At 71.4% G+C, this 20,167-nt stretch carries 16 protein-coding genes; 6 read left to right on the plus strand and 10 right to left on the minus strand.

Annotated features, from left to right (window positions below; genetic code table 11):
* Positions 1-29: 29 nt before the first annotated feature.
* A complete protein-coding gene (locus tag ACYVMZ_RS01860) occupies positions 30-3,029 on the minus strand; it encodes a bifunctional [glutamine synthetase] adenylyltransferase/[glutamine synthetase]-adenylyl-L-tyrosine phosphorylase (protein ID WP_461074693.1) in 3,000 nt (999 codons plus the stop codon).
* 143 nt (positions 3,030-3,172) lie between these two features.
* Here ACYVMZ_RS01860 and ACYVMZ_RS01865 point away from each other — a divergent pair, with 143 nt between their 5' ends.
* Together ACYVMZ_RS01865 and ACYVMZ_RS01870 are read left to right on the plus strand one after the other, a co-directional pair.
* The gene (locus ACYVMZ_RS01865; RefSeq protein ID WP_461074695.1) at positions 3,173-3,679 is read left to right on the plus strand and encodes a pyridoxamine 5'-phosphate oxidase family protein; all 507 of its coding nucleotides are present in this window, start codon (positions 3,173-3,175) and stop codon (positions 3,677-3,679) included.
* Positions 3,680-3,706: 27 nt separating this feature from the next.
* Positions 3,707-4,156: a VOC family protein gene (locus ACYVMZ_RS01870; protein ID WP_461074697.1), complete on the plus strand. Its 450-nt coding sequence runs from the start codon at positions 3,707-3,709 to the stop codon at positions 4,154-4,156.
* Between the two features lie 144 nt (positions 4,157-4,300).
* Here the strand turns inward: ACYVMZ_RS01870 and ACYVMZ_RS01875 are convergent, their stop codons facing one another.
* From ACYVMZ_RS01875 to ACYVMZ_RS01890, 4 genes are all read right to left on the minus strand, one after another.
* The gene (locus tag ACYVMZ_RS01875; protein ID WP_461074699.1) at positions 4,301-6,055 is read right to left on the minus strand and encodes an NAD+ synthase; all 1,755 of its coding nucleotides are present in this window, start codon (positions 6,053-6,055) and stop codon (positions 4,301-4,303) included.
* 76 nt (positions 6,056-6,131) lie between these two features.
* Positions 6,132-8,069 carry a S53 family peptidase gene (locus ACYVMZ_RS01880; RefSeq protein WP_461074701.1) on the minus strand — a complete coding sequence of 646 codons (1,938 nt, stop codon included), beginning with the start codon at positions 8,067-8,069 and terminating at the stop codon, positions 6,132-6,134.
* A gap of 181 nt (positions 8,070-8,250) precedes the next feature.
* The gene (locus ACYVMZ_RS01885) at positions 8,251-8,871 is read right to left on the minus strand and encodes a DUF305 domain-containing protein (RefSeq protein WP_461074703.1); all 621 of its coding nucleotides are present in this window, start codon (positions 8,869-8,871) and stop codon (positions 8,251-8,253) included.
* Entirely contained in the window at positions 8,868-9,530 is a 663-nt protein-coding gene (locus tag ACYVMZ_RS01890; protein ID WP_461074705.1) for a DUF3105 domain-containing protein, read from the minus strand. Before ACYVMZ_RS01890 ends, ACYVMZ_RS01885 begins: the two co-directional genes overlap by 4 nt.
* Positions 9,531-9,902: 372 nt before the next feature.
* Between ACYVMZ_RS01890 and ACYVMZ_RS01895 the strand changes: the two genes are divergently transcribed.
* Positions 9,903-11,264 (plus strand): glutamine synthetase family protein, encoded by a 1,362-nt coding sequence (locus tag ACYVMZ_RS01895; RefSeq protein ID WP_461074707.1) that lies wholly within the window; start codon positions 9,903-9,905, stop codon positions 11,262-11,264.
* Between the two features lie 105 nt (positions 11,265-11,369).
* Here ACYVMZ_RS01895 and ACYVMZ_RS01900 read toward each other — a convergent pair whose 3' ends face one another.
* The 5 genes from ACYVMZ_RS01900 to ACYVMZ_RS01920 form a co-directional block, all read right to left on the minus strand.
* Positions 11,370-11,984 (minus strand): dihydrofolate reductase family protein, encoded by a 615-nt coding sequence (locus tag ACYVMZ_RS01900; protein WP_461074709.1) that lies wholly within the window; start codon positions 11,982-11,984, stop codon positions 11,370-11,372.
* A gap of 104 nt (positions 11,985-12,088) precedes the next feature.
* Positions 12,089-13,309 (minus strand): MFS transporter, encoded by a 1,221-nt coding sequence (locus tag ACYVMZ_RS01905; RefSeq protein WP_461076291.1) that lies wholly within the window; start codon positions 13,307-13,309, stop codon positions 12,089-12,091.
* Between the two features lie 140 nt (positions 13,310-13,449).
* Positions 13,450-14,502 (minus strand): endonuclease/exonuclease/phosphatase family protein, encoded by a 1,053-nt coding sequence (locus ACYVMZ_RS01910; RefSeq protein WP_461074711.1) that lies wholly within the window; start codon positions 14,500-14,502, stop codon positions 13,450-13,452.
* 178 nt (positions 14,503-14,680) lie between these two features.
* Positions 14,681-15,331: a TetR/AcrR family transcriptional regulator gene (locus ACYVMZ_RS01915; protein ID WP_461074713.1), complete on the minus strand. Its 651-nt coding sequence runs from the start codon at positions 15,329-15,331 to the stop codon at positions 14,681-14,683.
* A 150-nt stretch (positions 15,332-15,481) separates the two neighbouring features.
* The gene (locus ACYVMZ_RS01920) at positions 15,482-17,077 is read right to left on the minus strand and encodes an MFS transporter (RefSeq protein ID WP_461074715.1); all 1,596 of its coding nucleotides are present in this window, start codon (positions 17,075-17,077) and stop codon (positions 15,482-15,484) included.
* A 185-nt stretch (positions 17,078-17,262) separates the two neighbouring features.
* On the opposite strand from ACYVMZ_RS01920, the gene panB reads away from it, so the two are divergent.
* The 3 genes from panB (at position 17,263) to ACYVMZ_RS01935 (ending at position 20,106) form a co-directional block, all read left to right on the plus strand.
* Entirely contained in the window at positions 17,263-18,150 is an 888-nt protein-coding gene (gene panB, locus ACYVMZ_RS01925) for a 3-methyl-2-oxobutanoate hydroxymethyltransferase (protein WP_461074717.1), read from the plus strand.
* A gap of 130 nt (positions 18,151-18,280) precedes the next feature.
* Entirely contained in the window at positions 18,281-19,300 is a 1,020-nt protein-coding gene (locus ACYVMZ_RS01930; protein ID WP_461074719.1) for an ATP-binding cassette domain-containing protein, read from the plus strand.
* On the plus strand, positions 19,297-20,106 hold the full coding sequence (locus tag ACYVMZ_RS01935; protein WP_461074721.1) for an ABC transporter permease: 810 nt from the start codon (positions 19,297-19,299) through the stop codon (positions 20,104-20,106). The genes ACYVMZ_RS01930 and ACYVMZ_RS01935 overlap by 4 nt, the downstream gene beginning before the upstream one ends.
* Positions 20,107-20,167: the final 61 nt, after the last annotated feature.

The raw sequence follows: 20,167 nt of genomic DNA on the forward strand, positions 1-20,167 counted from the left end.
TAGGGCTCGGCGGCCCGGCCGCCGCAGCCCTATGCCCCGTAGAACAGCTCCTCCACCACGCCCCGAGCCCGCCGCGCCGTACGCCGGTACGCGTCGAGCATGTCCCCCACATGCCCGGGCCCGTACCCCAAGTACCGCCCCACGGCGGCCAGTTCCCGGCTGTCCGCCGGGAACGTGTCCCCGGCGCGTCCGCGCACCAGCATCACCGCGTTGCGCACCCGCGTGGCCAGCACCCACGCCTCGTCCAGGATCCCGGCGTCCTCCTCGGAGATGAGCCCGGCCTCCTGAGCGGCCGCCAGCGCCTCTCGGGTACGGGTGGTCCGCAGCCCGGGCTGGGCGGCCCCGTGCCGCAGTTGCAGCAGCTGCACGGTCCACTCCACGTCGGACAGCCCGCCCGGCCCCAGCTTGGCGTGCAGTTTCGGGTCGGCGCCGCGCGGCAGCCGCTCGGACTCCATGCGGGCCTTCAGCCGCCGGATCTCCCGTACGGCGTCGTCGCCGAGCCCGTCCGCCGGATACCGCAGCGGGTCGATGAGCTCGACGAAACGCCGCCCCAGGTCCTCGTCCCCGGCGACCGGTTCGGCCCGCAGCAGCGCGTGCGACTCCCACACCAGCGACCACCGGCGGTAGTACGCCTCGTACGACTTCAGCGTCCGTACCAGCGGCCCGGACTTGCCCTCCGGGCGCAGGTCCGCGTCGATGAGCAGCGGCGGGTCGGCACTGGGGATCTGCAGCAGGCGCCGCATCTCGGAGACGACCTTGTTGGCGGCCTCGGAGGCCTCCCGTTCGGCCACGCCGTCCCGGGGCTCGTGCACGAACAGCACGTCCGCGTCCGAGCCGTAGCCCAGCTCGTGCCCGCCGAACCGGCCCATGCCGATGATCGCGAACCGGGTCGGCAGGGTGTCCCCCCACCCCTCCCGTACGACCGCCCGCAGCGTGCCCGCGAGGGTCGCCGCCGTCAGGTCCGACACCGCGCGGCCGACCCGGTCCACCAGGGCGCCCTGGTCGGCCTCGGCCGGCTGGGACTCGGTGCCGTAGGAGCCGACGATGTCGGCGGCGGCCGTACGGAACAGCTCGCGGCGCCGCACGCCCCGCGCGGCCGTCACCGCCTGGGCGGCCCCGTCGGCCCGTCCCACGGCCGCGAGGATCTCCTGCTCCAGATGGGCCCGGGAGCGCGGTTCGAGGCCGCCGCCGTCCCCGTCGCCGAGCAGCGCGACCGCCTCCGGCGCGCGCATCAGCAGATCCGGGGCGAGGCGCCCGGCCGACAGCACGCGGGCGAGGTTCTGGGCCGCCGCGCCCTCGTCGCGGAGCAGCCGCAGGTACCACGGCGTCCTGCCGAGCGCGTCCGACACCTTGCGGAAGTTCAGCAGTCCCGCGTCCGGGTCGGCGGAGTCCGCGAACCAGCCGAGCAGCACCGGCAGCAGCGTCCGCTGGATCGCGGCCTTGCGCGACACGCCGGAAGCCAGCGCCTCCAGGTGGCGCAGGGCGGAGGCGGGGTCCGCGTACCCGAGCGCGACGAGCCGCTCGCGCGCCGCCTCGGGGCTCAGCCGGGCCTCGCCGGGGGCGAGCTGGGCGACCGCGTCGAGCAGCGGCCGGTAGAACAGCTTCTCGTGCAGGCGGCGTACGACGCCCGCGTGCCGCTTCCACTCGCGGTTGAGGTCGGCGACCGGGTCGGCGCGCAGTCCGAGCGACCGCCCGATGCGCCGCAGATCGGCCTCCTCCTGGGGCACGAGGTGGGTGCGCCGCAGCCGGAAGAGCTGGATCCGGTGCTCCATGGAGCGCAGGAACCGGTACGCCTCGTCGAGCTGCGCGGCGTCGGCGCGCCCGACGTACCCGCCGGCGGCCAGGGCCTTCAGCGCGTTCAGGGTGGTGCCGCTCCTGAGGGACGTGTCGGCCCGCCCGTGCACCAGTTGCAGCAGCTGCACGGCGAACTCGACGTCCCTGAGGCCGCCCGGCCCGAGTTTGAGCTGCCGGTCGATCTCGGCGGCGGGAATGTTCTCCACCACCCGGCGGCGCATCTTCTGCACGTCGGCGACGAAGTTCTCCCGCTCGGCGGCCTTCCACACGAGGGGCTGGACGGCGGCGACGTACTCCTCGCCCAGCTCCAGGTCACCGGCGACCGGGCGGGCCTTGAGCAGCGCCTGGAACTCCCAGGTCTTCGCCCAGCGCTGGTAGTAGGCGAGGTGGCTGGAGAGGGTGCGCACGAGCGGGCCGTTCCTGCCCTCGGGGCGCAGGTTGGCGTCGACGGGCCAGATGGATCCCTCGACGGTGGTCTCCGAGCAGATCCGCATCAGGTGCGAGGCGATCCTGGTGGCGGCGCGCAGGGCCTTGCCCTCGTCGGCCCCGTCGGCGGCCTCCCCCACGAAGATGACGTCCACGTCGGAGACGTAGTTCAGCTCGTGGCCGCCGCACTTGCCCATCGCGATGACGGCCAGCCGGCACAGGGCGGCGTCCTCGGGGGCGGCGGCCCGCGCGATGCCGAGGGCGGCGCGCAGGGTGGCGGTGGCGAGGTCGGCGAGCTCGGCGGCGGTCTGGGCGACGTCGGTGGTGCCGCACACGTCGCGCGCGGCGATGGACAGCAGGCAGCGCCGGTAGGCGACGCGCAGGGAGACCGGGTCGGTGGCCTCGGCGAGGCCGCGCTCGAACTCCTCCACCCCTGGGTGCAGGTCCCGGGGCTCGTACATGACGAGCGCGTGCCAGTCGGCGGGGTGCCGGGTGAGGTGGTCGGCGAGGGCGGCCGAGGCGCCGAGCACGCCGAGCAGCCGGTCGCGCAGCGGCTTGGCCGCTATCAGGGTGTCGAGCAACTCCCGGCGTGCGGTCGGGCCCGGCTGGGCCTCCAGCAGCCGGACCAGTCCGAGCAGCGCCAGGTCGGGGTCGGCGGTGGCGCCGAGGGCGTCGAGCAGCACCGGGTCGTTGCGGACCGGTGCCAGTTCCGGGCTGTCCAGGAGCCGCTCGGCGGCGGTGGCATCGGTGAAGCCGTGCCGCAGCAGCCGCGTGAAGGTACTGCTCCTGCGCCCCGGCGCCGCCGTCATCCTCGGCCTCCCTCGGATCAAGGTCGTACGGCCTTGAGCCTAACCGGAGACCTGGTGGGAAGCGCCGGGACGGGCACCGATGAGTTCCGCGGCCGGCCCGGGTCCCTACTGCGGGAACACTCGTCGATCCGGAGGTGGGCACCATGCGGGAACCCAAGGCCGAGCTGGACCCCCGGTACAGCAGCGCGGGCGCCACCGCGCCCGACTGGTCCGAGGCTCAGGCGCTGCTGGCCGAGGCGGAGCTGTTCTGGATCTCGACGGTACGTCCGGACGGACGGCCGCACGTGACCCCGCTGCCCGCCGTCTGGTCGGACGGCGCGCTGCACTTCTGCACCGGCCCCGAGGAGCGCAAGGCGAAGAACCTGGCGGCGAACCCGCACGTGGTGCTGACCACCGGCACCAACACCTGGAACAAGGGCTACGACCTGGTGGTCGAGGGCGAGGCGGTACGCGTCACCGACGACGCCCGCCTGCGCGAGCTGGCCGCCGCGTGGGAGACGAAGTACGGCAGTTTCTGGCACTTCGAGGTACGGGACGGCTGTTTCCACCACGGCCCCGGCCATGCCGCCGTCTACTCGGTGGCGCCGCGCACGGTTTTCGGTTTCGGTAAGGGAGAGCCGTTCAGCCAGACCCGCTGGCGGTTCCGCTGAGCCGGACGCCGACGAAGGAGTCACGCCATGGACTACACGCTCGAAGTGATCCCCCTGCCCGTGAGCGACATCGACCGGGCCCGGGACTTCTACCGGGACAAGGTCGGCTTCCACGTCGACATCGACCAGGAGGTCATGCCCGGCATGCGGATCGTCCAGCTGACGCCTCCGGGCTCCGGCTGTTCGATCGCCCTGGGCGACAGCATCTGGGAGATGGCCAAGGGCCCGCGCCCCGCCCCCGGCTCCTACCAGGGCCTGCAACTGTGCGTCGCCGACATCAAGGCGGCCCACGCCGAACTCGTGGAACGCGGCCTCGACGTCTCCGAGCCGGTTCAGTACGCCCCGGACGACGGCGCGACGTTCCTGTACTTCACGGACCCGGACGGCAACGGCTGGGCGATCCAGGAGTACCGGCGCCGGGCGACCGAGCCGTTGCACCAGGTGCTGGCCGACCTGAAGCGGCGGCAGGAGGGCTGACGACCAGGTCGCGCGTCGGACCCGGCATCCGGGACGCACGGTGCCTGGTGAGCGCGATGCTGGCGGCCGCAGGGCAGCCGTGTGTCCCTGGTGGAGAGGACCGTCTCCCTGGTGGAGAGACCGTCTCCCTGGTGGAGAGGACCGTCAGGCCGACTCCCGCCACCCGTTCGTGATCGGCAACCGCCGGTCCTTCCCGAACCCCTTCGTCGAGATCTTCGTCCCCGGCGGGTACTGCCGCCGCTTGTACTCGGCCGTGTCGACCATGCGCAGGGTCCTGGTGACCAGGTCGCGGTCGTAGCCGGCGGCCACGATCTCGTCCGCGCCCCTGTCCCGGTCGACGTAGAGCTCCAGGATGGCGTCCAGGACCGGGTAGTCGGGCAGGGAGTCCGTGTCGACCTGGCCCGGGCGCAGCTCGGCGCTCGGGGGCTTGGTGAGGGAGTTCTCAGGGATCGGCGGGGTCTGGCCCCGTTCCCGCGCCGCGCGGTTGCGCCACTCGGCCAGGCGGAAGACCGACGTCTTGTAGACGTCCTTGATGGGGCCGTACGCGCCCACCGCGTCGCCGTACAGGGTCGAGTAGCCCACCGCCAGCTCCGACTTGTTGCCGGGGGCCAGGACGATGTGGCCCTCCTGGTTGGAGAGCGCCATGAGCAGCGTGCCGCGCAGCCGGGCCTGGAGGTTCTCCTCGGCCAGGCCCGTCAGGCCCAGTGAGTCCATGTACGCGTCGAACATCGGGGCGATCGGGACCGTACGGAAGTTCAGGCCCGTTCGGCGGGCCAGCTCCGCCGCGTCGTCCTTGGAGTGCTCGGAGGAGTACTTCGAGGGCATCGACACGCCGTACACGTTCCGCGCGCCCAGCGCGTCGCATGCGATCGCCGCGACCAGGGACGAGTCGATGCCGCCCGACAGGCCGATGAGGACCGACTCGAAGCCGTTCTTCGCGACGTACGCCCGCAGGCCCACGACCAGCGCCGAGTACACCTCCTCGTCGTCGTCCAGGCGCTGCGCGCACCCGCCGGTGTGCTCCGGCTCGTACGCCGGCAGGGGCTCCTCGGACAGGACGGCCCGGTCGATGCGCAGGCCGTCGTCCACCGCGCCCGTCGGCGCGTCGGGCGACGCCGCCGGCAGGTCCAGGTCCAGGACCACGCAGCCCTCCGCGAACTGCGGGGCCCGCGCGACGACCTCCCCGTCCCGGTCGACCACGATCGAGTCGCCGTCGAACACCAGCTCGTCCTGGCCGCCGATCATGGCCAGGTAGGCCGTCGTGCAGCCCGCCTCCTGGGCCCGCTTGCGGACCAGCTCCAGACGGGTGTCGTCCTTGTTGCGCTCGTAGGGCGAGGCGTTGATGGAGATCAGCAGGCCGGCCTGCGCGGAGCGCGCGGCCGGGACCCGGCCGCCGTCCTGCCACAGGTCCTCGCAGATGGCGAGCGCGATGTCGATGCCGTGCAGCCGCAGGACCGGCATGGTGTCGCCGGGCACGAAGTAGCGGAACTCGTCGAAGACGCCGTAGTTGGGCAGGTGGTGCTTGGCGAAGGTCAGGACGACCTCGCCGCGGTGCAGCACCGCCGCCGCGTTCTGCGGCGCGCCCGGCGGCTGGCCGTACCTCGGCTGGGCGGTCTCGCAGCGGTCGAGGTAGCCGACGAGCACCGGCAGCTCCCCGAGCCCCTCCTCGGCGAGCCGGGCGGCGAGCGAGCGCAGGGCCGCGCGGGACGCCTCGACGAACGACGCCCTGAGGGCCAGGTCCTCGACGGGATACCCGGTCAGCGCCATCTCCGGGAACGCCACGAGATGCGCTCCCTGCTCGGCGCAGTGCCGGGTCCAGCGGACGATGGACTCGGCGTTCCCGGCCAGGTCGCCGACGCTCGAGTCGATCTGGTTCAGGGCGAGACGTAGTTGAGGCACGCGCCCAGTGTAATCGTCAGAGCGACGCAATGGGGTGGCCCGCCTCATCAGCGGGCCACCCCCTGACAGCGCTCCCTCAGTGGCGGTACGACTCGACGTAACCGCCGGCGGGCGTGCCCACCCCCGTCACGTCGTCGTAGCCCTTGACGGCCTTCAGCGAGCTGTCCTTGCCAAGGCTGCGCACGGACGTGGTCACACCGCCCGTCGCGTCGTAGCCGTTCACGAAGTCGACGCGGGCCACGGCGAGGCCGGAGCCCGTCGGGTCGTCGGTGACGTCGTGGTACAGCTTCGAGCCGTACCTGGCGTAGATCGCCGGGTTGGCGAAGCCGATCGGCCCGCCACCCCGGGCCTCCTGCGCCAGTGCCTGCACGGCCGCGACGACGGGCGCGGCCAGCGAGGTGCCGCCGATGCGGTACTCGTCGTACGCCTGCGTCCTCCCGTCCGGGAGGGTCTGCGTCTGGCCGACGAGGAAGCCGGTGTTCGGGTCGGCGATCGCCGCGATGTCCGGGACGACCCGGTTGCCGGCCGCGCTGTACGCCTTCGCCAGCGCGTCGGGGACCACGCCCTTCTGGTAGGCGGGCTCCGCCACCGTCCTGCTGGTGCCGCCGCCCGCGCCGGAGGTGAAGGCGCCGGGGAAGTCCGTCCAGCTCCTGCCGTCGGACGACAGCACGGCCTTCTGAGTGCCCCAGCCGGTCTCCCACTGGTACGTGTCGCCCTTGCCGACCGCCAGCGAGGTGCCGCCGACCGCGGTCACCCACGCCGAGTCGGCCGGGGTGTCGACCTGCTTGGTGCCGGTGGCCGCGACCTCGTCGCCGTTGTCGCCGGAGGAGAAGTAGAAGCCGATGCCCTCGACCGCGCCCAGCTGGAAGACCTGGTCGTAGGCGGCCTGAAGGTCAGGAGTCTGGTTGGCCTCGATGTCGCCCCAGGAGTTGGAGACGATGTCGGCCAGGTGGTGGTCGACGACCTTGCCGAGCGCGTCGAGCAGGTCGTCGTCGTAGCAGGAGGCTGCGCCCACGTACGTGACGTCCGCGGCGGGCGCGACCGCGTGCACGGCCTCGACGTCGAGGGTCTCCTCGCCGTACCAGCCGGCGGCCGAACACTCCGTGGTCTTCGTGTAGTTCTTGGGCAGCACCTGGTGCAGCCGGTCGCTGCGCCAGGCGGCGTCGCCGTGCCTCTTCGCGTAGGTGGCCGCGTCGAAGGCGATGGTGGGCGAGGCGTAGGCGTCGGTGATGGCGACGCGGACGCCCCTGCCGGTGCGGGTGCCCGCGCCGTACGCGGCCCGCAGCTGTTTGCCCGTGTAGCCCTTGATCGCGTACGGGATCTTCTGGCCGTACGCCTCCGGCAGCGTGGTCGCCGTGTTCGAGCCGTAGTACGAGGAGAAGGGCCCCGCGTTGCGGAACACCGTCTCCGGCGGCGGCAGTCGGTCGTCGTGGGTCGCCTTGTGGGGTGCGGTGTCCAGGCCGGTGACGGTCAGGACGGCGTCGGCCAGGCTCGCCGGGACGGTGGCGGTGTGCGCCGGGGCCCGGTAGGTCCTGGAGCCCATGACGTAGTTGTGCAGCTGGGTGCCGAACGCCTGCTCCGCGGCGGCCACGTCACCGGTGACGGCGACGTAGTGCCGCGTGACACCCGTGACCTTCAGGCCCGCCGCCGTCAGCCAGGACTTCACGGCCGCGACCTGCTCCTCGGTCGCGCCGAAGCGGGTCTGCGCCTGCTGGGCACTCAGGTACTTCCCGTACGAGGCCGAGCGCGGGTCCGACACCGCCTTCGCGTACGCGGCCAGACCGGCGGCGTCCCGCCCGGCGAGGTAGACGCGGGCGGTCACCCGGGCGCTGTCGGAGGTGGCGCCCCGGTCCGCCCTGGGCGTGGCCCACGCGGGCTTGGTCCCGGCCAGCGTGTCCCGGGCCGGGGTGGCGGCGTGCGCCGCGGGTATGCCGAGCGCCAGCGCCCCGGCGATCATGGGCAGTGTCGCTGCCATGCTCACACCGGCGCGCACCGTGGCGCGGTTGGATCTCATGGAACCCCCTGTGCGGTTCGTCGCGAGTGGATCACTCGACGCTCGCCACTCTTGCGATGAACCGTTCATGCCAGGGGAATGCCCGGGCCAAGATGGCCCCAAGGGAAGCCAAGAAGCCCCCAAGGTCTGGCTTTACAAGGCGACTTGAGGGGTGACGTGAGGGGCGACCTGGGAGCCGGCGTCACGAACGCGGCTCGGCGCCCCGCTCCTTGAGCATGTCCGCCATCAGCGCGATCTCCGACTCCTGCGCGTCCACCATGCCCTGCGCGAGCCGCTTCTCCACGCCGACCGCGCACTTGTCGGCACAGCCCTCGGCCATGTGGACGCCGCCCTTGTGATGGTCCGTCATGAGCTGGAGGTAGAAGATCTCCGCCTGCTTCCCGCTGAGCGTGCCGAGCTTCTTCATCTCCGTGTTGGTGGCCATGCCCGGCATCAGCGCGCCGTCCTTGCCGGAGGCCATGTCGCCCATGTCCATCCAGGTCATCGGCGGCTCGGACGACACCTTCGGCAGCTCCCACAGGTCGAGCCAGCCGAGCAGCATGCCGCGCTGGTTGGCCTGCGTCTGGGCGATGTCGTACGCGAGCCGCCGCACGTCCTCGTTCTTCGTGCGGTCGCGCACGATGTACGACATCTCCACGGCCTGCTGGTGGTGCACCGCCATGTCGCGCGCGAAGCCCGCGTCCGCGGAGTCGGCGGCGGGGGTGTCGCCGGAGCCGCCGTCCTCGGCGACCGCGTAGGTGATCGCGCCGGCCGCGACGAGCACCGCCGCCGCGGCCCCCGCGATCAGTCCCACGTGCCTCACTGCGACAGCCCGTTCGTGCAGGCGGCACCGGGCTCCGGCGTCTGCTTGCCCTGGACGAACTTCTCGAGGAACTTGTCGACGTTCGGGTCGTCGGCCCCCGTCACCGTGCGCTGATGGCCCCACGCCGTGAGCATGATCGGGTCCTTCTGGCCGTCGACCGGGCTCATCAGCGTGTACGGCGTCTTCTTCACCTTCGCCGCGAGCGCGTCGACGTCGGCCTTGGCGGCCTTGCTGTTGTACGTCACCCACACCGCGCCGTGCTCCAGCGAGTGCACGGCGTTGGTGTTGTTGATCTCCTTGGTGTAGACGTCGCCGTTGCAGTTCATCCACACCGGGTTGTGGTCGCCGCCGACCGGGGGCGTGACCGCGTACTTCACGGCCTTGGTGACGTGGTTGCGGGCGAGGGTGCCCTTCCAGGTCTCCACACCGTCCTCGCCGGCGACCAGGCGGCCGGTGGTCTTGGAGTCGGAGGCCGCGTTGTCGCCGTTGTCGGACTGCGACCGCACCAGGACGACACCACCGACGACGAGCCCGGCGACGATCACCACGCTGGTCGCGATGGTGAGGATGCGATTGCGGCGCTCACGAGCCTGCTCGGCGCGCCGCATCTCCTCTATGCGCGCCTTGCGTGCCGCGCTGCTCTTCTTGGCGGTACCCATGGGGTGTGTCCTTAGGGAAAAGGTGTGACAGTCGGGTTTGCTGATCGTAATGGGGGGTGGGGGGTCCCTCGTAGAGAGGCCGCAGGAATGGCTGGGAGTTTCAGGATCGAACACCTGACCACTACCCTGCCAGAGTGACGATCCGGCCATTACGGATGTCGGTCCGAGCAGGCAAGATGGGCGGCAGAGCAGTTCACCTGCCGCGGACGCGGTACACCTGCCGTACGTGAGGCGTTCAGGCCGGAGTCGGCCGGCCGATCAAGGTCCGCAACGCGCATGAAATGGTGTTGTGGTGGGATGCTCAGGTGCCCGACCGCCTCCCGTGCTACGGGAGAGAAGGCGGCCTGACCAGCAAGGATGGGGAAGCGGAAGATGGACAAGCAGCAGGAGTTCGTGCTCCGGACCTTGGAGGAGCGCGACATCCGGTTCGTACGCCTGTGGTTCACGGACGTGCTGGGCTTCCTCAAGTCCGTGGCCGTGGCCCCGGCCGAACTGGAACAGGCCTTCGACGAGGGCATCGGCTTCGACGGCTCCGCCATCGAGGGCTTCGCCCGTGTATACGAGTCCGACATGATCGCCAAGCCGGACCCGTCGACGTTCCAGATCCTCCCGTGGCGCGCTGAGGCCCCCGGCACGGCCCGCATGTTCTGCGACATCCTCATGCCGGACGGCTCCCCGTCCTTCGCCGACCCCCGGTATGTGCTCAAGCGTGCCCTGGCCCGCGCCTCCGACCTGGGCTTCACCTTCTACACGCACCCCGAGATCGAGTTCTTCCTGCTGAAGGACAAGCCGGTCGACGGCTCGGTGCCGACCCCCGCCGACAACTCCGGCTACTTCGACCACACCCCGCAGAACATCGGCATGGACTTCCGCCGCCAGGCGATCACCATGCTGGAGTCGATGGGCATCTCGGTCGAGTTCTCCCACCACGAGGGCGCCCCGGGCCAGCAGGAGATCGACCTGCGCTACGCGGACGCGCTCTCCACGGCGGACAACATCATGACGTTCCGCCTGGTCATGAAGCAGGTGGCGCTGGAGCAGGGCGTCCAGGCGACCTTCATGCCGAAGCCGTTCAGCGAGCACCCGGGCAGCGGCATGCACACGCACCTGTCGCTCTTCGAGGGCGACCGCAACGCCTTCTACGAGTCCGGCGCCGAGTACCAGCTCTCCAAGGTCGGCCGCTCCTTCATCGCGGGCCTGCTGCGGCACGCGGCGGATATCTCCGCGGTCACCAACCAGTGGGTGAACTCCTACAAGCGCATCTGGGGCGGCACCGAGCGCACCGCGGGCGCCGGCGGCGAGGCCCCGTCGTACATCTGCTGGGGCCACAACAACCGCTCGGCCCTGGTCCGCGTGCCCATGTACAAGCCCGGCAAGACCGGCTCCGCGCGGGTGGAGGTCCGGTCGCTGGACTCGGGCGCGAACCCGTACCTCGCCTACGCCGTCCTGCTGGCCGCCGGCCTGAAGGGCATCGAGGAGGGCTACGAGCTCCCGCCGGGCGCCGAGGACGACGTCTGGGCCCTGTCCGACGCGGAGCGCCGCGCCCTGGGCATCGAGCCGCTCCCGCAGAACCTCGGCGAGGCGCTGACCCTGATGGAGCGCAGCGACCTGGTCGCCGAGACGCTCGGCGAGCACGTCTTCGACTTCTTCCTGCGCAACAAGCGGCAGGAGTGGGAGGAGTACCGCTCGGAGGTCACCGCGTTCGAGCTGCGGAAGAACCTGCCGGTGCTGTAGGCGCGAGTCACGGGGCTCGAGCCCCCTTGAGCAGGTCCGGGGCGACGGGTTGATCCGTCGCCCCGTGGTCGTTCCGGGCCGTCTGTGGGCCGTCGGCAGGAAGTCTCACCCCACCTCGGCCCCGTACGTCCCGTACCGCGCAAGCCCCGCCGCTTCATAGACGTGCACGGCAAGTCCGCCCGGCGTCGTCCCGCTGTGCTTGAGGCGCAGGCCGGCCGGGGCGCCGCCGTCCGGGAAGAGGCGCCGGCCCTGGCCCACCACGACCGGGGCGATCACCAGCCGCAGTTCGTCGATGAGTCCGGCGGCCAGCAGCGACTGGGCCAGCCGGGCGCTGCCGTGGATCTGCAGCTCCCGGCCGGGCTGCCGCTTCAGGTCGGCGACCTGGGCGGGGATGTCGCCGGAGAGGATCGTGGTCGGGTCCCAGTCGGCCCTGGTCAGGGTGTGGGAGGCCACGTACTTCGGCAGGCCGTTCAGGATGCCGGCGGACGGGTGGTCGGTCATCTTCGGCCAGTCCCGCGCGAAGTTCAGGTAGGTACGGCGGCCGAACAGGAAGGCGTCCGCCTCCCCGAGCCAGGTGCCGGCCAGCCGCTCGAACTGCTCGTCCAGGTGCGGCACGAACCAGCCGCCTCGCGTGAACCCGTCGCTGGTGTCCTCGTCCGGGGCCCCGGGGCCCTGGGAGACGCCGTCCAGCGTCAGGAACTCCGTCAGTGTCAACCGCATGGCGCATCGTGTCTCTCTGTGGGGCGGGGGACGCGACCGTCCCTGCCCTTCAGACCGTGTGCCGGGCGGAAACTCATCGGTCCGGGCGGGCCCCGTGGAGGACCTCAGTGACGCGCCGCCTCCGAAGCCTGCGGAACATGCCCCGCCACCACACGCTCCCGCCCGGTCCGCGGAGCAACCCCGCGGCGGTCCACCCCGTACGCCACCGAGGCCACCGCCACGCCGAGTACGGCCAGGGCCGCGCCCGCCAGTGCCGGGGAGGTCACGCCGAAGCCCGCCGCCAGGGTGAGGCCGCCGATCCAGGCGCCGCCGGCGTTGGCCAGGTTGAAGGCGGCCTGGTTGGCGGAGGACGCCAGGGACGGGGCCGCCGACGCCTTCTCCATGACCATCAGCTGGAGGGGGGAGCCGGTGACGAAGGCCGCCGTGCCGAGCAGCACGACCCCCATGGCAGCGGTGAGCTCCGTACGCATCAGGAGCGGGAAGAGGGACAGGACCACCACCAGCGCGGTCAGGCCGCCGAACAGCGTGCCCCGCAGCGAGTGGTCGGCCAGCCGGCCGCCCAGCAGGTTGCCGGCCGTGGCGCCCACCCCGAACAGGGCCAGCAGCAGCGTCACGCTGGCGTCGGCGTAGCCGGCGGCGTCGGTGAGCATGGGCGTGATGTAGCTGTACGCGGCGAACAGCGCGCCGAAGCCCGCGACCGTCGTGCCGAGTGCCAGCCAGACCGGCAGGGAGCGCAGCGCGGCCAGTTCGCCGCGCAGGCTGGTCGTCGGGGCGTGCGTGTGGTCGTGCGGGATGAGGAGCATGAGGGCCGCTATCGCCGCCACGCCGATCGTGCTGACGCCGAGGAACGTCGCCCGCCAGCCGAGGTGCTGGCCCATGAGGGTCGCCACCGGTACGCCGACGATGTTCGCGACCGTCAGGCCCAGGAACATGAGAGAGACCGAGCGGGCCCTGCGTTCGGGGGTCACCATGCTGGTGGCGACCACCGCGCCCACGCCGAAGAAGGCGCCGTGCGGCAGTCCGCTCAGGAAGCGGGCGGCCAGCAGCCAGTTGTGGTCGGGGGCGAAGGCGGAGAGCGCGTTGCCCGCGACGAAGAGACCCATCAGGGCGATCAGGACCGTGCGGCGGGACATCCGCGCGGTCGCCGCCGCCAGCAGCGGGGCGCCGACGACGACGCCGAGTGCGTACGCCGACACCAGGTGGCCGGCGGTGGGGATCGAGATGTTCAGGTCGCCCGCGACTTCGGGGAGCAACCCCATCATCACGAACTCGGTGGTACCGATGCCGAAGGCACCCACGGCCAGGGCGAGCAGGGCCAGGGGCATGAAGAACCAGCCTTTCAAGACTTTCGGGGTACGTGCGGATCCGTATGTTCAAGTACGGAACAAAGTCTCGCAGGCGCGGTATTCCATGAGGTGACGACCCGATGTCCGGGGAGTGCCGAGAAGGCGGTGACCAGGGGTTTTCAGGAGCCGGATGTGGCGACCTTCACACGTGCCGCGATCGGCAGATGGTCGCTGCCCGTCTCCGGCAGCGTCCAGGAGCTCTCCGGCTCCAGCCCCTTGACCAGGATCTGGTCGATCCGTGCCATCGGGAACGACGCCGGCCAGCTGAACCCGAAGCCGCTGCCCGCGGCGCCCTGCGTGGAGCGCATCTGGGAGGTGACGGCGTTCAGCGCGCGGTCGTTCATCGTGCCGTTCAGGTCGCCGAGCAGGACGACCTTCGTCAGCTTCTCGTCGGCGATGGCCTCGCCGAGGGCGTCCGCGCTCTTGTCGCGCTGGCGGGCGGTGAAACCGGCCTCCAGCTTCACGCGGACGGAGGGGAGGTGGGCGACGTACACCGCGATCGGCCCGTTCGGCGTGGTGACGGTGGCGCGCATGGCGCGCGTCCAGCCCAGCTTGATGTCGACGGACCGCACGTCGGTCAGCGGGTACTTGCTCCACAAGCCGACGGTGCCCTGCACCGAGTGGTACCGGTACGTCGACGCCAGGGCCTTCTCGTACGTCGGGACCGCGCTCGCCCGGAGCTCCTCCAGGGCGAGCACGTCCGCGCCGGACGCGGCCACGTCGAGGGCGGTGCCGGACGGGTCGGCGTTGTCGGCGTTGACGTTGTGCGTGGCCACCGTCAGGTCGCCGCCCGCGACGGCCTTGTCGGTGAGCAGGCCGCCGAACAGGTTCAGCCACACCACCGCCGGCAGCACCACCGCGATCAGCGCGGTCGCGGACCGGCGGAGCAGGGCGAGGAGCAGCAGGACCGGGACCAGCAGGCCCAGCCAGGGCAGGAAGGTCTCGATCAGGCTGCCGAGGTTGCCGACCGCGTTCGGGATGTACGAGTGGACCAGCATGACCACGGCGAGCAGCACCGCGCACACGGCCGTGATCAGACCGCGCCGCCAGATCCGCCTGTCGCCGCGCCAGCCGGCGGTCACGCGGCCGGGCAGGCTCCGAAGCCGGGTTCCCCGGCGCTCGGACCCCGTGCCGCCGCCTGCCGTCTCCCTCACGTATGCCTGCTGCGCCATACCGTCGCCTCACTGCCTGCCGTGCACACCGTCTCCCCCGTGTCTTCAAGACCCTAGGGGATGATCGGCCCCGTTCCTGCCGTCCCTCGACGGCCGTACGGGGGCGAGGACGTACGAGCCGCTCGCGGGAGTTCCGGCCACCGGCACGGAAAGCGCGCTCTGTGACGAAACGCGCACACTAGGGCTGCCGTGGCGGTGAACTGACGGGCGGTGAGCTGACGGGCCGTAGTCCTTCGAGCAGTGTGTCGACCACCTGTTCGGCGAGTCCTTCCGGGAGGTCGGCGTCCGGGTGCAGGACGGCGCGGACCAGCAGGGGGCCGACGACGATGTCGTACAGCAGTTCCACGTCGACGTCCGTGCGCAGTTCGCCGTCGCGCTGGCCGCGGCGCAGGACCTCAAGACCGGCTCGGCGGCGCGGGGCGACGACGGTCTTGTGGTACGCGGTCCAGATCCTGGGGCTGCTCTTCATCTGGGCGCGGACGTTGTACAGGATCGCCGACGAGCGGGCGGCAAGCCCGCGTCGGCGCAGCGCCTCCAGCAGGACGACGAGGTCGTCGCGCGCCGAGGTGCCGGGGAGTTCCGGGTCGGGGGGCTCGGAGGCGCGCAGGACGTCGACGAAGAGCTCCTCCTTGCCGCTCCAGCGGCGGTAGATGGTGGCCTTGCCGACGCCGGCGGTGCGGGCGATGCGCTCGATGGAGAGCTCGGCGAGGGGCACGCCCTCCTCCAGGAGCCGCATGACGCCCTCGATGATGGCGTGCTCCACGGCCTCGCTGCGGGGACGGCCCCGTGCGGGGGTGTCCTGCCGGGGGTGGCTGTCGGCGAGGCTCACGTCGCTGCGTCCTTTCGGTGGGCCGGGGTGGTTCCCGGTGGGGTGCTTCCCGGTCGGGGCGGTTCCCGGTCGGGGCGGTTCCCGGTCGGGGTGCTTCCCGATCGGGGGGTCCCGGTCGGGGCGGTTCCCGGTGGGGCGGAACAGATCCTCCTAGTCCGCCGCGACCAACTGTGCCTCCTCCTCGCTGTCGTGGGGCGCCGGCTGCTTCCCCGGCAGGAACAGGGCCACCACGATCGCGCCGATCACGGCCACGCCCGCGCCCCACAGGGCGGTGACGTGCATGGCGTGCAGGAAGGCGTCGTAAGCCGGGGCGACGAGGCCCCTGCCCTGCGGGCCGAGTTTCGCGGCGACGCCCAGGGTGGCCTCGATGGACTCGCCCGCGGTGTGGCGGGCGCCGGCCGGCAGCGCGCCCAGCCTGTCCTGGATGCCCGTGCGGTACGCGGTGGACAGCACCGAGCCGAGGACGGCGATGCCGAGGGCGCCGCCGACCTGCCGGAAGGTGTTGCTGAGCGCGGAGGCGGAGCCTGCCTTCTCGCGGGGCAGGGCCTGCATGATGACGACGCTGACCGGCGTCATGATGTGCGCCATGCCGGTGCCCATGAGGAAGAAGATCACCTCGAGGATCCAGATGGGCGTGTCCGCCTCCAGCGTGGCGAACGCGGCCAGCGTCGCGGCGATGACGAGCATGCCGGCCGTGGTGGTGACCTTGTTGCCGAAGCGGTCGACGAGCAGCCGGGCACGCGGCGCGAAGATCATCTGAGCGGCGGCCAGCGGCAGCATCAGCAGGCCGGTCTGGAGCGGGGAGTAGCCGCGCACGCTCTGGGTGTAGAAGACCGAGAAGAAGGTCACGCCCATCAGCGCGAAGAAGACCAGCGCGATGGCGGCGATCGCGGCCGAGAAGACCTTGTTCTTGAAGTACGCGACGTCGATGGACGGGTGGTCGCTGCGCTTCTCGTGCCGGACGAAGAGGACCAGGACGGCCAGTCCGGCGCCGATCGTCGACAGCACGGTCACGTCGGTGAAGTCGGCGAGTTCGCCGCCCTTGATGATGCCGTAGACGAGCAGGACCAGGCCGACGACGGACAGCACGACGCCGGCGGGGTCGATCCGCCCGGGGCTCGGGTCGCGGGAGTCGGGCACCAGCCACAGCATCAGCGCGAGCGCGAGCAGCACGATCGGCACGTTGACCAGGAAGACCGAGCCCCACCAGAAGTGGTCCAGCAGCAGGCCGCCGGTGATCGGGCCGATGGCGATGGCCAGGCCCACACCGCCCGCCCAGATGCCGATGGCCTTGGGCTGCTCCGCACGCTCGAAGACGTTCATGAGGACGGCGAGGGTGGCCGGCATGACGAACGCGGCGCCGAGACCCATGACCGCGCGGAAGGTGATCAGCTCGCCCGGCGAGCCGGAGAACGCGGCCAGCGCGGAGCCGATGCCGAACACGGTCAGCCCGCCGAGCAGCACCTTCTTGCGGCCCAGCCGGTCGCCGAGGAGACCGGCGCTGAACAGCAGGCCCGCGAAGACGAGGGTGTAGGCGTTGATCGCCCACTCCAGCTCGCTCTGGGTGGCGCCCAGGCCGGTCGGGGCGGGGGTCGAGATCGTCTTGATGGCGACGTTCAGGATCGAGTTGTCCAGCACCACGATCAGCAGGCTCAGCATCAGGACGCCGAGGATCGCCCAGCGGCGCCGGTGCACGGCTTCCGGTATCCGGGGACCGTGACTGGCAGGGTCGACGGGAGATGTCATGGCGCCCAGACTAGGCGATTTACGATACGAGACCGTTCCGTATCGGAGAACTCTTACCCCGCTCTTACGCGCTGTCCGGACGTGACGGGGGTCCTCTAGCCGTCGATGGCACGAGGTGCCACCATGAGAGGTGGTCCGGGGACGCCGTCAGGGCGCCTCGAGATGACGTGTTAGGAGCCGTTGCAATGACGCAGCTCTCGGCTGCCCGCCACCACGCGCAGACCGCGCAGCACCAGTCCCCCGACGGCAGCAAGGCGCTGTACGGGGGCAAGGGCACCCGCCGCATCACCGTTCGCGACATCGCCGCCGCCAAGGAGCGCGGCGAGAAGTGGCCCATGCTCACCGCGTACGACGCGATGACCGCGTCCGTCTTCGACGAGGCCGGGATCCCGGTGATCCTGGTCGGCGACTCGGCGGGCAACTGCCATCTCGGGTACGACACCACCGTGCCCGTCACACTCGACGAGATGACCATGCTGTCCGCCGCGGTGGTACGCGGCACCAGGCGCTCCCTGATCGTCGGCGACCTGCCCTTCGGCTCGTACCAGGAGGGGCCGGTGCAGGCGCTGCGCTCGGCGACCCGGCTGGTGAAGGAGGCCGGGGTCGGCGCCGTCAAGCTGGAGGGCGGCGAGCGCTCGCACCGGCAGATCGAGCTGCTGGTGGAGTCCGGGATCCCGGTGATGGCGCACATCGGGCTGACCCCGCAGTCCGTGCACGCCATGGGCTACCGCGTGCAGGGGCGCGGCGAGGAGGCGGCGCAGCAGCTGCTGCGGGACGCCAAGGCCGTTCAGGACGCCGGTGCGTTCGCGGTCGTCCTGGAGCTGGTGCCGGCGGAGCTGGCGGCCGAGGTGACGCGGACCCTGCACATCCCGACGGTCGGGATCGGGGCCGGGGCGGATACGGACGCGCAGGTGCTGGTGTGGACGGACATGCTGGGACTGACCGGTGGCCGCGTGCCGAAGTTCGTGAAGCAGTACGCCGATCTGCGCGCGGTCATGGGTGACGCGGTGAAGGCGTTCGCCGAGGATGTGGTCGGTGGAACGTTCCCGCAGGAGGAGCACTCCGTGCACTGAGCCACTGCGGTACCACAGACAGCCCCGCCGATCTTCCCCCGTCGGCGGGGCTGCTCTGTTCCGCGGTACGGCGGAACGCTGTCGGTGACGTGTCGGTGGTTTGTCGGTGGCGGCTGACACCGTCGTGGGCATGACGCGAATCGACAAGAACCCCGGCGGCTCCGCCGTGACCGTGCGGGGGCTGGTCAAGCACTACGGCGAGACCAAGGCGCTGGACGGGGTCGACCTGGAGGTGCGGGAGGGCACCGTGATGGGGGTGCTCGGGCCGAACGGGGCCGGGAAGACCACCCTCGTACGGATCCTGTCCACCCTCCTGGCCCCGGACGCCGGGCAGGCCGTCGTCGCCGGGTACGACGTGGTACGGCAGCCTCGGCAGCTGCGGCGGGTGATCGGGCTGACCGGGCAGTACGCCTCCGTGGACGAGAAGCTCCCGGGCTGGGAGAACCTCTACCTGATCGGGCGGCTGCTCGACCTGTCCCGCAAGGAGGCGCGGGCCCGGGCCGACGCGTTGCTGGAGCGGTTCTCGCTGACCGAGGCCGCCAAGCGGCCGGCGGGCACGTACTCCGGCGGTATGCGGCGGCGGCTCGACCTGGCCGCCTCGATGATCGGCCGGCCGGTCGTGCTGTACCTCGACGAGCCCACCACGGGACTGGACCCCCGTACCCGCAACGAGGTGTGGGACGAGGTCAAGCGGATGGTCGGGGACGGCGTGACCGTGCTGCTGACCACGCAGTACATGGAGGAGGCCGAGCAGCTCGCCTCCGAGCTGACGGTCGTCGACCGCGGCAAGGTCATCGCCGGCGGCGGCATCGAGGAGCTCAAGGCGAAGGTCGGGGGACGGACGCTGCGGATCCGCCCGGCCGACCCGGCGCAGCTGCGGCCGCTCGCCGCCGCCCTCGACGAGCTGGGCATCACCGGACTCGCCACCTCCACCGTGGACGCCGAGCGCGGCGCCGTCCTGGTGCCGATCCTCAGCGACGAGCAGCTGACCGCGGTGGTCGGCGCGGTCACCGCGCGGGGCATCACGCTGGCCGCCATCACCACCGAACTGCCCAGCCTGGACGAGGTGTTCCTGTCCCTCACCGGCCACCGCGCCAGTGCCCCGCAGGACGCCGTACCCACCGACGCCCGCGAGGAGGTCGCCGTATGAGCGCCGTCACCACCGCCCCTGCCGACGCCCGGATCTCCCCGCGCGCCCATCTGCGGCACACCGGCGCGCTGGTCCGCCGCAACCTGCTGTGGATCCGGCAGGACCCGGAGTCGATGTTCGACGCCGTGCTGTTCCCCGTGGTGTTCACGCTGCTGTTCGTGTACGTCTTCGGCGGGTCCATCGGGCAGGCGCTGGGCGGCGGGCAGGAGGCGTACGTGCAGTACGTCGTGCCCGGGTTGATGGCCATGTTGGGCATGAACATGGCCATGGGGGTGGGCACCGGTTTCAACCAGGACTTCAACACCGGTGTCATGGACCGCTTCCGGTCCCTGCCGATCGGCCGCGGCTCGGTGCTGTTCGCGAAGATCGCCGTGGAGCTGTTCCGGATGCTCATAGCGACGGCGATCCTGCTGGTCGTGGGCGTCCTCGTGGGCTTCGACATCACGAACTGGGCCGGTCTGCTGGCCTCCGTGGGCCTCGCCGCGGTGTTCGGTACGGCCCTGATGTGGGTGTTCCTGACCCTCGGTGTGGTCATGAAGAACGCGCAGTCCGTGCAGGCGATGGGCTTTCTGGTGCTGATGCCCCTGCAGTTCGGCTCGTCGATCTTCGCTCCGACGCAGTCGATGCCTGGCTGGCTGCAGAACTTCACCGACTACAACCCGCTGTCCTCGCTCGCGGACGCCGCGCGCGGGCTGATGGTGGGCGGCCCGGTCGCGCACGACCTGTGGGTGACGCTGGGCTGGTCGGTGGCCATCACGGCGGTGATGGCGCCGGTCGCCATCCACAAGTTCCGCACGAAGAGCTGAAGTTCCGCAGGAAGAGCTGAAGGTCCGCACGAAGGGCTGAAGTCCCGCATGGAGAACCGGG

This window comes from Streptomyces deserti (genome assembly GCF_054782695.1).